This window comes from Cupriavidus sp. WKF15 (assembly GCF_029278605.1).
Classification (GTDB): Bacteria; Pseudomonadota; Gammaproteobacteria; order Burkholderiales; family Burkholderiaceae; genus Cupriavidus.
The window spans coordinates 2,559,015-2,571,340 of record NZ_CP119573.1 but is presented as its reverse complement, the minus strand read 5'-3'; the positions used below and the strand labels follow the sequence as shown (position 1 = coordinate 2,571,340).

The following is a 12,326-nucleotide window of genomic DNA, read 5'->3' as shown; positions in this document are numbered from 1 at the left end:
CATGCCAATGACAATTGGTGTACCCCGGGAGGTCCATCCCGGGGAGCGGCGCGTTGCCGCGACCCCCGATTCGGTCAGGGAACTGACCAAGCTCGGTTATGAGGTGGCGGTGGAGTCCGGCGCCGGCGAGCAGGCCTCGTTCTCGGACGAAGCGTACCGGGCCGCCGGCGCAGCCATCGTGGATGCCGCCAGCCTGTGGGCGTCGGTCGACGTGGTGATCAAGGTGCGCCCGCCGCAAGTGCATCCGGGCCTGGGCGTGGAAGAAGCGGCGCTGCTCAAGAAGCATGCCGCGCTGATCAGCTTCGTCTGGCCCGCGCAGCATATGGCGCTGCTGGAGCGGCTGTCGCAGCGCGGCGCCACGGTGCTGGCGATGGACTGCGTGCCGCGCATCTCGCGTGCGCAGAAGCTCGATGCGCTCAGTTCGATGGCCAATATGGCTGGCTATCGTGCGGTGATCGAAGCCGCGCATGCATTCGGCCGCCCATTCGCCGGCCAGATCACGGCGGCGGGCAAGATCCCGCCCGCGCGCGTACTGGTGATCGGCGCAGGCGTGGCGGGCCTTGCGGCCATCGGCGCGGCGCGCAGCCTGGGCGCTGTGGTGCGCGCCTTCGACACGCGGCCCGTGGTGCGCCAGCAGATCGAAAGCCTCGGCGCCGAATTCCTGACCGTCGAAATCGAGGAAGACGGCAGCGGCAGCGGCGGCTATGCCAAGGAGATGAGCCCGGCGTTCATCGAGGCGGAGATGAAGCTCTTCGCCGAGCAGGCGCGCGAGGTGGACATCATCATCACCACCGCGCTGATTCCCGGCAAGCCTGCGCCACGCCTGCTGGAAGCCGACACGGTGGCGCTGATGCGACCCGGCAGCGTGGTGGTGGATCTGGCCGCGGAGCAGGGCGGCAACTGCGTGCTGACCGTGCCCGGTGAAGCGGTCACGCACCAGGGGGTAACGGTAGTTGGCTACACCGACCTGCCCAGCCGCATGGCGGCGCAGTCGAGCCAGCTCTACGCCACCAATATCCGGCACCTGCTGACGGAGCTGACGCCCGGCAAGGACGGCCAGCTCGTGGTCGACATGGATGACGAAATGATCCGTGGCGCCACGGTGCTGCACCAGGGCGACGTCACCTGGCCGCCGCCGCCGCTGAAGACCTTGCCGCCGCCAGCGCCCGCGGCCGGGGCGCCGGCGCAAGTGGAACCCGCCGCGCCGCCCAGCCGCACGGGCTCGACGCTGGTCGCACTGGCCATCGCCGTGATGGCGTTGCTGGCGCTCGGTGCCGTGGCACCACCAGCCTTCATGGCCCACTTCACGGTATTCGTGCTGGCGATCTTCGTCGGCTACCAGGTCGTGTGGAACGTGACCGCCGCACTGCATACGCCGCTGATGAGCGTGACCAACGCGATCAGCGGGATCATCGTGGTCGGCGCGCTCGTGCAGCTCGGCAAGCCGTCGCTCGTCACCGCCATCGTCGCCGGCGCGGCGGTGCTGATTGCCACCATCAACATCGCGGGCGGCTTCCTGGTGACGCAGCGCATGCTGAAGATGTTCCAGCGCGACTGAGGAGACAGATATGCCTTCGGGAATCAGCAGTATTGCTTACCTGGGCGCCAGCGCGCTCTTCATCCTCAGCCTGAGCGGGCTGAGCCATCCGGCCACGGCGAAGCGCGGCAACCTGCTGGGCATCGCCGGCATGGCGATCGCGGTGCTGACCACGGTGCTGGCCGGGAGCCCTGACGGGGTGCCCATCATCATCGGCGCGATGGTGCTCGGCGCGGCGGCCGGCGCCGTGCTGGCCCGGCGCGTCGAGATGACGCAGATGCCGGAGCTGGTCGCGGTGCTGCACAGCTTCGTCGGCCTGGCCGCCGTACTGGTGGGCTACGCCAACTACCTCGATGCCCATGCGCTCACGGGCGCCGAGAAAGCGATCCATGAGGTCGAGACCTATCTCGGCATCCTGATCGGCGCGGTGACGTTCACGGGCTCGGTGATCGCCTTTCTCAAGCTGCGCGGCACGCTTGGCGGCAAACCGACGCTGCTGCCAGGCCGCCACGTGCTCAATGCGCTGGCGCTGGTGGTGTGCGTGGTGCTGGCTTACCAGTTCCTGAACGCACCTTCAGTGCAGGACGGGCTGGTGCCGCTGGGCGTGATGACGGTGATCGCGCTACTGGTGGGCGCGCACCTGGTCGCGGCGATCGGCGGCGCCGACATGCCGGTGGTGGTGTCGATGCTGAACAGCTACTCCGGCTGGGCCGCCGCGGCGACCGGCTTCATGCTCGGCAACGACCTGCTCATCATCACCGGTGCGCTGGTGGGGTCGAGCGGCGCCATCCTCAGCTACATCATGTGCAAGGCCATGAACCGCAAGTTCCTGTCGGTGATCCTGGGCGGGTTCGGCGCGACTCAGGCCAAGGGCGCGGCAACGGAGCAGGGCGAAGTGCTGCCGGTCTCCAGCGACGAGGTCAGCGCGCTGCTGAAGGACGCGAACGAGGTCATCATCGTTCCCGGCTATGGCATGGCGGTGGCGCAGGCGCAGGGCACCATCAGCGAGATCGCGCGGCGGCTGCGCGCGCAGGGCGTCAATGTGCGCTTCGGCATTCATCCGGTGGCTGGCCGCTTGCCCGGGCACATGAACGTGCTGCTGGCCGAAGCGCGCGTGCCGTATGACATCGTGCTCGAGATGGAGGAGATCAACGACGACTTCGAGCATGCCGACGTCGTCCTGGTGGTCGGCGCCAACGATATCGTTAACCCGGGGGCACTCGAGGATCCCGCCAGCCCCATCGCCGGCATGCCGGTGCTCGAAGTCTGGAAGGCGCGCACCGTGGTGGTGTCCAAGCGCAGCATGGCGGCCGGCTATGCAGGCGTCGACAACCCCTTGTTTTACAAGGAGAACACGCGGATGTGGTTCGGCGATGCCAAGGGCAGCGTGGACGCGCTGCTGCGCCAACTCGAGGAGGTTCCTGCCTGATTGCCGCTGCTACGCGCCGCCGTTGATGACGATGCCTTATGTATCAAGTCGCAGTCATCTGGCGGCGCTACGCGAAATTGATGCGGAATCCGCAATATATAAACGATCGTGAATACATACGATAAAAAAGTTTAAGCCTGACGAAATTAAGCATCGGGTAGCATCAATCCCGGAGTTACGTGCCGCAATGTCAGGCGCCGATCTAGTTGTGAAGAAGGGTTCCGAATAGAGCAGCCCTAAGCAGTCCCGTCGAGGACGCAAAAAAAGCACTAGGAGACACATAGATGGCGCATCAAGAAGCGGGAGCCATGTCCGGCAATGGACGTGGCCTGCAGAATCGTTGGTTCCAACTGGCCGTAGGCGTGGTTTGCATGGGCCTGGTGGCGAACCTGCAGTATGGCTGGACTCTCTTTGTGTCACCGATGGACGCCAAGCATCATTGGGGCACGTCCGCGATCCAGGTGGCATTTTCCATATTCATCGTGACCGAAACCTGGCTGGTGCCGCTGGAAGGCTGGCTGGTGGACAAGTTCGGCCCGCGGCCGGTGGTGGCCGGCGGGGCGATCTGCGCGGGCCTGGCGTGGGTGATGAACGCGTATGCGACGACACTGCCGGAGCTGTACGCGGCGGCGGTGATCGCGGGCATCGGCGCGGGCGGCGTGTACGGCACGTGCGTGGGCAATGCGCTGAAGTGGTTCCCGGACAAGCGCGGCCTGGCAGCGGGCCTGACGGCAGCGGGCTTTGGCACGGGCGCGGCGCTGACGGTAATTCCTATTGCAAACATGATCCACAGCGCAGGTTACGAGAAGGCGTTCCTGTTCTTCGGGATCCTGCAAGGCGTGGCGATCTTCGTGCTGGCGCTGCTGCTGGTGAAGCCGCGGGCACCGAAGGGGGCAGTGGCGGCGAAGGCGGTGCTGACGAACCCGGTGGAGTTCACGCCGGGCCAGATGGTGAAGACGCCGGTGTTCTGGCTGATCTATGTGAGCTTCGTGGCGGTGGCCGCGGGCGGCATCATGGCGACGGCGCAACTGGGCCCGATCGCGAAGGACTTCGGCTTCGCCTCGATGCCGGTGACGATGCTGGGCATGACGCTGCCGCTGCTGACGATGACGCTGTCGATCGACAACCTGTGCAACGGCTTTACGCGTCCGCTGTGCGGCTTCCTCTCCGACCGGTTCGGTCGCGAGAACACGATGTTCGTGATCTTCATCGGCGAAGGCCTGGCGCTGCTCGGGCTGATGCAGTTCGGCCACGACCCGTATGCGTTCATGTTCTTCGCGGCGCTGACATTCCTGTTCTGGGGCGAGATCTTCTCGATCTTCCCGGCGCTGTGCGCGGACACGTTTGGCAGCAAGTTCGCGGCGGCGAATGCGGGCACGTTGTACACGGCAAAGGGGACGGCGGCGATGCTGGTGCCGCTGGCATCGGTCCTGTCGGCGCGCGGCGGCTGGGACGCGGTGTTCACGGTGGCGGCCGTCGTGACAATCGCAGCGGGCGTGTCGGCAAAGCTCGTGCTGGCACCGATGCGCAAGCGGTTCATCACGGGCCATGCGGAGGCGTCCATGTCCATGCCGGTGTCGGACGTTGCTTTCCTTGCGAGTGCGTCGGCCAGGCGCGGCGATTAAGCGGGTATGACCTTGTTTGCATGACGCATTGAGGTTTTTGGAGGTCTGGCGCTTGCGTCAGGCCATCAGGCGCAAGCGCCTGGAGTAGGGCGGGCGCGACACGTTGAGGACCTCGTCAAAGCATTTCAGAGGGCCTCAAAGCGCCCGAAACCGTGGTATGTGATATATCTAAAGACTGGAGTCTACAGGGCCGTTGGCTTATGGAGCGGCTCCGTTCCATCTGTGTGTAGTGTGAATGAATCGTGCAGATTGAGGAGTTGTGCTGATTTAGGCGAAGATCGAAGCGGATTTGCTGCACTGCAGTGACGAAAGTTGGTTGCGAAGTGGAAAATAGCTTGCCGATCGCTGATATATCACATACCGTATGTCATCAAGACCGGTCGAACAGACTGGCAGAGATTGAAGCAGGGGAAGTCCCCGCGCACCACAAACACAAGTCTGATGAGGAGACCAAGCATGTCCGAAGTCGTAGCGAAGCGGGTCGAGAGCACCACCGCCTGAAACAGAAAAATTCCAACCCCAGTCAATTTGTATAGAAGGAAGCAACCATGGCAGAAGTCGGAAACGAGCTGCAGCGTCACGCTGTGGAAGAACATCAGGCACAAACCGATGGTTTTCATCTGGTCATCGACGCGCTCAAGCTGAACGGCATCGAAAACATCTACGGCTTGCCCGGCATTCCGGTCACCGACCTGGCGCGTCTGGCGCAGGCCAACGGCATGCGCGTCATCAGCTTCCGTCATGAGCAGAACGCAGGCAACGCCGCAGCGATTGCCGGCTTTATCTCGCAAAAGCCGGGCGTTTGCCTGACCGTGTCGGCGCCGGGCTTCCTGAACGGGCTGACGGCACTGGCGCACGCCACCACCAACTGCTTCCCGATGATCCTGATCAGCGGCTCGAGCGAGCGCGAGATCGTCGATCTGCAGCAGGGTGACTACGAAGAGATGGACCAGCTGGCCATCGCCCGTCCGCACGCCAAGGCTGCCTTCCGCGTGCTGCACGCAGAAGACATCGGCGTTGGTATCGCTCGCGCCATTCGTGCCGCCGTGTCGGGCCGTCCGGGCGGTGTGTACCTCGACCTGCCGGCCAAGCTGCTGGGCCAGTCGCTGGAGGCCGAGAAGGGCAAGAAGTCGCTGATCAAGGTAGTGGATCCGGCCCCGCGCCAGTTGCCGGCACCGGACTCGGTGGACCGCGCCGTCTCGCTGCTGAAGAACGCCAAGCGCCCGCTGATCCTGCTGGGCAAGGGTGCCGCCTACGCACGCGCCGACGAAGAAATCCGCGCGCTGGTCGAGAAAACCGGCATTCCGTACCTGCCGATGTCGATGGCCAAGGGCCTGCTGCCCGACACGCACCCGCAATCGGCCTCGGCGGCACGTTCGTACGTACTGGCTGAAGCCGACGTGGTGATGCTGGTCGGCGCCCGCCTCAACTGGCTGCTGGCGCACGGCAAGGGCAAGACCTGGGGCGGTCCAAAGCAATTCATCCAGATCGACATCTCGCCGACCGAGATGGACAGCAACGTCGCCATCGCCGCGCCGGTGGTGGGTGACATCGGTTCGTGCGTGTCGGCGATCCTCGGCAAGGTCGGCAACGACTTCGCCAAGCCGCCTGCCGAGTGGCTGAATGCGGTGTACGAACGCAAGGACAAGAACCTGGCGAAGATGGGCGAGTTGCTGAACAAGGATGTCTCGCCGATGAACTTCCACACGGCGCTACGCGTGCTGAAGGACGTCATCAAGGCCAATCCAAGCATCTCGTTCGTCAACGAAGGCGCCAACACGCTGGACTACGCCCGTGCCGTGATCGACATGTACGAGCCGCGCAAGCGCCTCGACGTCGGCACCTGGGGCGTGATGGGTGTGGGCATGGGCTACGCGGTTGCCGCGGCGGTCGAGACCAACAAGCCGGTGCTGGCGCTGTGCGGTGACAGTGCATTCGGCTTCTCGGGCATGGAAGTCGAGACGATCTGCCGTTACAACCTGCCGGTCTGCATCGTCATCTTCAACAACAACGGCATCTACAAGGGCGTCGACGTGAACCCGACCGGCGGCAAGGACCCGGCGGTCACGACCTTCGTGCCGGGCGCGCGCTACGACAAGATGATGGAAGCGTTCGGCGGCGTCGGCGCCAACGTCACCACGCCGGCGGAACTCGAAGCCGCGGTGAACGAAGCCCTGCGCTCGGGCAAGCCCACGCTGGTCAACGCCGTCATCGACCCGTCTGCCGGCACCGAAAGCGGCCGCCTGACCAACCTGAACCCGCAAAGCTCGGCCAAGAAGTAACTCACCCGAACTTCACCCTGATCATCCAATAGGAGACGAAAGTGAACCTCCCGCTCAAAGGCATCAAGATCATCGACTTCACGCACGTCCAGGCCGGCCCCGCCTGCACGCAGCTTCTCGCCTGGTTCGGCGCAGACGTCATCAAGGTGGAACGCCCGGGCTCCGGCGACGTGACCCGCACGCAGCTGCGCGACATTCCCGATGCCGACGCGCTGTACTTCACCATGCTGAACAGCAACAAGCGCTCGCTGACGCTGGACACCAAGAAGCCGGACGGCAAGAAAATCCTGGAGCAGCTGATCCGCGAATCGGACGTGCTGGTCGAGAACTTTGGCCCCGGCGCGCTGGACCGCATGGGCTTTTCGTGGGAGCGCATCAATGAACTGAACCCGGGCATGATCGTGGCATCGGTCAAGGGCTTCAGCGACGGCCACCACTATGAAGACCTGAAGGTCTACGAGAACGTGGCGCAGTGCGCCGGCGGTGCGGCGTCGACCACCGGCTTCTGGGACGGCCCCCCGACCGTGTCGGCTGCAGCGCTGGGCGATTCGAACACCGGCATGCACCTGGCCATCGGCATCCTGACTGCCATCATCGGCCGCCAGCAGACCGGCAAGGGCCAGAAGGTCGCCGTGTCGATGCAGGACGCCGTGCTGAACCTGTGCCGCGTGAAACTGCGCGACCAGCAGCGCCTGGACCGCCTGGGCTACCTGGAAGAGTATCCGCAGTATCCGCATGGCGAGTTCAGCGACGTGGTGCCCCGCGGCGGCAACGCCGGCGGCGGCGGGCAGCCGGGCTGGGTGCTGAAGTGCAAGGGCTGGGAGACCGATCCCAACGCCTACATCTACTTCACCATCCAGGGCCACGCCTGGGAGCCGATCTGCAAGGCGCTGGGCAAGGAAGAGTGGATCAGCGATCCGAACTACAACACGCCCAAGGCTCGCCAGCCGCATATCTTCGATATCTTCAACACCATCGAAGCCTGGCTGGCCGACAAGACCAAGTACGAGGCGGTGGACATCCTGCGCAAGTTTGATATTCCGTGCGCGCCGGTGCTGTCGATGAAGGAAATCGCCGCGGATGAATCGCTGCGCAAGAGCGGCTCGATCGTGGAAGTCCCGCACAAGGAGCGCGGCACCTACCTGACCGTGGGCAGCCCGATCAAGTTCTCGGGCATGAAGCCGGAAATCACCGGTTCGCCGCTGCTCGGCGAGCACAGCGAGGAAGTGCTGGCGGGGCTGGGCTACGCGCCGGAAGACATCAAGCGCCTGCGCGAGAGCCAGGTGATCTGAGCCAGGCCGCGAATGCCTGAACGGGCCTGAACGCCGGGGTGCGCGCAAGCGGTCTCCGGCGTTTTTTGCTGGAACGGGCAGCTGTGCCAAACTGTGTCGCTGCAAGCTGCCGTATTGCCACCATCCATACACCCTGCCGCAATGTCCGGCAAAGAGGGGATCCCCATGCCAGCCAGCATCGATTACGAGCAACTCGCATCTGCCATCGGCGATGCCATCATCATCTCCGACGCCAATGGCGCCATCACGCTCTGGAACCCGGCGGCCGAACGCATGTTCGGCTACACGCAGGCCGAAGCCATGGGCCAATCGCTGGACCTGATCATCCCGGAGCGGCTGCGCGGCCGTCACTGGGAGGGCTACGACAAGACCATGGCCACCGGCATCACGCGCTACGGGCACGACCTGCTGAAGGTGCCGGCGGTCGACAAGAACGGCAAGGCCATGTCGATCGCATTCACCGTGGCGCTTCTGCATGGGCCGGACGGAAAGATATCGGGCATCGTCGCGGTCATTCGTGACGAGACCGTGCGCTTCCAGGAAGAACGCGCCCTGCGCAAGCGGATTGCCGAACTCGAAGCTCAGGTGAGTACCGCGGCGTAGACGGGTGGTTGCCGGGGTGCCTGCCGGCAGCTTCCGTCATGTGGAAGGGCGTCTGAGATGCCCCTTCCACAGTCGGAGGACGTTCAGTCGTCCTCGCGCCAGTGGCGCCATTCGCGGTGACGCTCACGCCATTCGTGCTCGCGCCAGCGCTGCTCGCGCCATTCGTGCTCACGCCACTCGCGGTCGCGCCAGCCGCCATAGTAGCCGGGCGCAACGACAACAGGCTGTGGCTGGACGACCACGGGCGGGGGCGGCGCGTAGACAGGTGCCGCATATACCGGTGGGGCGGCGAAGACCGGTCCGGGCAGCCCGATGCCGATGCCGACGTCCACGTGGGCTTGCGCGCTGGCCGATGCAAGGGCTGAAAGTCCGGCCAGCAGGCCGATGGTCAGGAACTTCTTCATAGTCAAATGCCTCGTGAGGTCGGGAGGAGGGGCCGCCAGCCGGTCCCAGTCTGATCCCGCTTGATTCGCTAACGGGGCCGCGGCTTTGTCCGATGACGCGGAATCCTGGGCAATTTGTATCCAAATCTGTTCAGCCCACTGGCCGGTGTGCCGCTCAGCCCCGCCTGAGTCTTCTCCCGTACAACGTTTTCCTTTTCATCAATGCACTGGACCATCCAGCGGTCGCCACGGCGGCCGGCGCATTCTCGTTTGTGGCCGCATCTGAGGAAGCCCACGAACTGCAGGACGACGGTATCCTGCGGCATTTGCAAAGATGGCGCGTCTGGCCCGTCTCGCAAGCAGGGCTTGGTGGGAAATAATTTTCTATAAAAACTAATTGTTGTTTCCGCATCGGCTGGATGTGCGCCCAAAGTTCCTTCAGGTGTTTTTCCGGCTCTCATCGCGCTGCAAACCTGCGACTTTTCCTGAGGAATACGGGGCAAATCCCCATGTGAAGACTATGCTTGGGTGTGACAGACTATGTGCTTCCGGATGTCAACGAGATGAACATTTATTTCGTTTACAAACGATTACGTGCTAGGTAGCAAATGTGCTGCGCAATGCAGCAGTGCAGTGCCTCGAATGAAAGTGAATAAGATAGTGGACGGAAAGTTGTTGGGTGGCGCGGTCACGGGTTCACGCAAGACAGCGGCGGCTCTTTTGATCCATGGCCTTGGCGGTACCGAACATGAACTGCGGCTCGTGGAGAAGACACTGAAGGGAGAGGGGTACGAAACGAAGTGCGCTGTACTGCCCGGACATGGCACGCGTCCCGAAGATCTGGTCGGCGTGCGCTTCGAGCATTGGCTTGAAGCGGTATCCGTGCAATACCTTGAAATGCGTGCCGAGTATGAAACCGTTCACATCGTTGGCATGTGCATGGGCGCCTTGCTGGCGCTGGCGCTGAGCCAGCTGATCGGCGACAGGCGTGGCAGGGTTGTCGCGCTGGCGACGCCGGTATTTCTCGATGGCTGGTCGCTGCCCTGGTATCGGGCGCTGCGGCATCTGGCCTATCACATTCCCAAGGTGCGCAACAATTTCCGCGTGAAGGAATCCGAGCCGTTCGGCGTCAAGAACGGCGTATTGCGCGCGGCAATCAAGGCGCGCTTCCTGCGCGGCGATACCTTCCACTATTCGTGGACACCGCTCGCCTGTATTCGCGAACTCGACCGGCTGCGCAGCTATGTCCGAAAGCGCATCCGGTGTGTTACCCGGCCGGCACTTATCATCCATGCCCGTGAAGACGAGCTGACGAGCCTGCGTTCAGCCTACTTCCTCAGCAAGCACATCCGTGCCGCAAAGCTGCTGGTCGTTGACGAGAGCTATCACATGCTCAGTATCGACAATGACCGCAGGCTGGTCGCCAACACCGTGGCACAGTTTCTCGCCGAAGACGAATGTTCCGGGCAGAGCAGGGCAGCCCGCCTTTCCGGCGCATTTCCCGAACCGGCAAACGAGCCGTTCGAGCCCGTGGTCGCCGGCGCTTAGTCAGCCATCGACTGGTTTCCCTGGCCGACGATGCGCCCTGACCCGGCCGCCATGGCTGGTCGGGTCAGGGGTTCCGCCGATGGTTAGCGATGAAATGCCCTCGGCGAGAGGCGGGAAATCGGGATCCCGAATCTTACCGTTCCACGACATTCGCCGACTACAAACAAAAAATGCGAGGGCGCCCCGTGAGCGCACTCGCTTCAAGTGGAGGTCGGGTGTCTCAGTTGAGATGTCCGACCGCTCGCAGGTACTCGTTCTTCTTGTCGAAGATCAGCTGGCTCAGGAAGGCCGCATCGTAAGCCTTGAGCAGATGGGTATGGTGTTCCTCGATATAGCGGGCCACGCGCTCCTTCTCGCATTCGATGCCGCACAGCCATTCGTACATGGCCTCGTCCCAGCGGAAGCGCAGGCCCAGTTCGATGAAGGCCGCATTGTAGGCGGCAAGCTGGGTGGCGCGCGAAAGCGGTTGGTTGTCGCGGCCGAGCGTGGCGGCCGGCTGGCGTTCGATCTCGATCTGGTTCATGGTGTGCCTCCTGTCTTCTCTCTGGCGGTGCGTTGAGGGAAGCATAGAGGCGCCCATGGATTTACGATAATTAAAGTTTCATCTATAAACCATAAGACATCGTTTATATATCAGCCGTGACGGATAAGGCCCTCCACGCCAGTGATGCGCTGGATCAGCCCCGCGCCTTCCTCCATCAGGAATTGCTTGAACGCGAGTGCCACCGGGGGTAGCCGCTTGTTCTTGCGGTGCACCACATACCAGTTGAGCATGACCGGAAAGCCCTCGATGTCGAGCACGGCGAGCTTGCCGGTCTGCAGTTCCAGCCCAACCGTATGGGCCGAGAGGAAGGCAATGCCCATGTTGGCGATGACCGCCTGCTTGATGGTCTCGGTGCTCTTGATCTCCATGGCAATGCGCAGGTTGGAGAGCTTGCCGGCAAAGCCCTCCTGCATGGAGTTCCAGGTGTCGGACCCTTTCTCGCGAGAGACGAAGGCCTCGTCGGTCAGCGCGGACAGGGGGATATTGCGTTGCCCGACAAGCGGGTGGCTCGGCGCGGCCACGATCACGTAGGGGTGCGGCGCGAAGGTCTCGTTGATCGTATCCATGCCTTCGGGCGGGCGCACCATCACGGCGAGGTCCGTGAGGTTGCCAGCCAACTGGTGCAACAGCTCCTCGCGATTGTGCACTGCAAGATTCAGCGTCACGCCATCGTGGCGCTCCATGAATTCGGCCAGCAGCCGCGGGAAAAAGTAATCGCCCGCGCTGATCACGGCCACGTTCAGCCGGCCGCCCGAAATGCCCTTGAGCTGCGACATGGCGTCTTCGGCTTCGCGAAACTGCTGGATGATGCTGCGGCTGTAGTGCAGCATCTCGTGCCCGGCCGGGGTGAGATAGATCTTCTTGCCCAGCTGCTCGAACAGCGGCAGGCCGACGTGGCTTTCCAGCTGCCTGACCTGCGTCGAGACGGCCGGCTGGGTCAGGTGCAGCTCTTCGGCGGCACGCGAAAAACTCATGTGCCTGGCAACCGTTTCAAAGACTTTCAGCTGGCGCAGTGTGGCGTTTCTCATCAGTCGTTCCGTGCAATATATAAACGTTCGTCAATGCATATGATAAAAAACTTTA

10 protein-coding genes are annotated in these 12,326 nt (G+C 63.3%); 7 read left to right on the top strand and 3 right to left on the bottom strand.

All coding sequences use genetic code 11. The annotated features are described in order from the left end of the window. Nucleotide 1 precedes the first annotated feature (1 nt). The 6 genes from CupriaWKF_RS29150 to CupriaWKF_RS29125 all read left to right on the top strand — a co-directional run bounded on the left by CupriaWKF_RS29150 (nucleotide 2) and on the right by CupriaWKF_RS29125 (nucleotide 8,768). The gene (locus CupriaWKF_RS29150; RefSeq protein ID WP_276101888.1) at nucleotides 2-1,558 is read left to right on the top strand and encodes a Re/Si-specific NAD(P)(+) transhydrogenase subunit alpha; all 1,557 of its coding nucleotides are present in this window, start codon (nucleotides 2-4) and stop codon (nucleotides 1,556-1,558) included. Between the two features lie 10 nt (nucleotides 1,559-1,568). Next, nucleotides 1,569-2,966 (top strand): Re/Si-specific NAD(P)(+) transhydrogenase subunit beta, encoded by a 1,398-nt coding sequence (gene pntB / locus CupriaWKF_RS29145; protein ID WP_276101887.1) that lies wholly within the window; start codon nucleotides 1,569-1,571, stop codon nucleotides 2,964-2,966. 284 nt (nucleotides 2,967-3,250) lie between these two features. Continuing rightward, the gene (oxlT, locus tag CupriaWKF_RS29140) at nucleotides 3,251-4,591 is read left to right on the top strand and encodes an oxalate/formate MFS antiporter (protein WP_276101886.1); all 1,341 of its coding nucleotides are present in this window, start codon (nucleotides 3,251-3,253) and stop codon (nucleotides 4,589-4,591) included. A gap of 548 nt (nucleotides 4,592-5,139) precedes the next feature. After that, complete coding sequence (gene oxc / locus CupriaWKF_RS29135) at nucleotides 5,140-6,873, top strand: oxalyl-CoA decarboxylase (protein WP_276101885.1); 1,734 nt, start codon at nucleotides 5,140-5,142, stop codon at nucleotides 6,871-6,873. Nucleotides 6,874-6,914: 41 nt separating this feature from the next. Next, complete coding sequence (gene frc, locus CupriaWKF_RS29130; protein WP_276101884.1) at nucleotides 6,915-8,165, top strand: formyl-CoA transferase; 1,251 nt, start codon at nucleotides 6,915-6,917, stop codon at nucleotides 8,163-8,165. 165 nt (nucleotides 8,166-8,330) lie between these two features. Continuing rightward, the gene (locus CupriaWKF_RS29125) at nucleotides 8,331-8,768 is read left to right on the top strand and encodes a PAS domain S-box protein (protein WP_276101883.1); all 438 of its coding nucleotides are present in this window, start codon (nucleotides 8,331-8,333) and stop codon (nucleotides 8,766-8,768) included. 83 nt (nucleotides 8,769-8,851) lie between these two features. Here the strand turns inward: CupriaWKF_RS29125 and CupriaWKF_RS29120 are convergent, their stop codons facing one another. Then, on the bottom strand, nucleotides 8,852-9,172 hold the full coding sequence (locus CupriaWKF_RS29120) for a hypothetical protein (RefSeq protein ID WP_276101882.1): 321 nt from the start codon (nucleotides 9,170-9,172) through the stop codon (nucleotides 8,852-8,854). Nucleotides 9,173-9,793: 621 nt separating this feature from the next. On the opposite strand from CupriaWKF_RS29120, the gene CupriaWKF_RS29115 reads away from it, so the two are divergent. Continuing rightward, nucleotides 9,794-10,699: an alpha/beta fold hydrolase gene (locus CupriaWKF_RS29115; RefSeq protein ID WP_276101881.1), complete on the top strand. Its 906-nt coding sequence runs from the start codon at nucleotides 9,794-9,796 to the stop codon at nucleotides 10,697-10,699. A gap of 220 nt (nucleotides 10,700-10,919) precedes the next feature. Here CupriaWKF_RS29115 and CupriaWKF_RS29110 read toward each other — a convergent pair whose 3' ends face one another. Together CupriaWKF_RS29110 and CupriaWKF_RS29105 are read right to left on the bottom strand one after the other, a co-directional pair. Next, nucleotides 10,920-11,222 carry a LysR family transcriptional regulator gene (locus CupriaWKF_RS29110; RefSeq protein ID WP_276101880.1) on the bottom strand — a complete coding sequence of 101 codons (303 nt, stop codon included), beginning with the start codon at nucleotides 11,220-11,222 and terminating at the stop codon, nucleotides 10,920-10,922. Nucleotides 11,223-11,332: 110 nt separating this feature from the next. Further along, entirely contained in the window at nucleotides 11,333-12,271 is a 939-nt protein-coding gene (locus CupriaWKF_RS29105) for a LysR family transcriptional regulator (protein ID WP_276101879.1), read from the bottom strand. Nucleotides 12,272-12,326 lie beyond the last annotated feature (55 nt).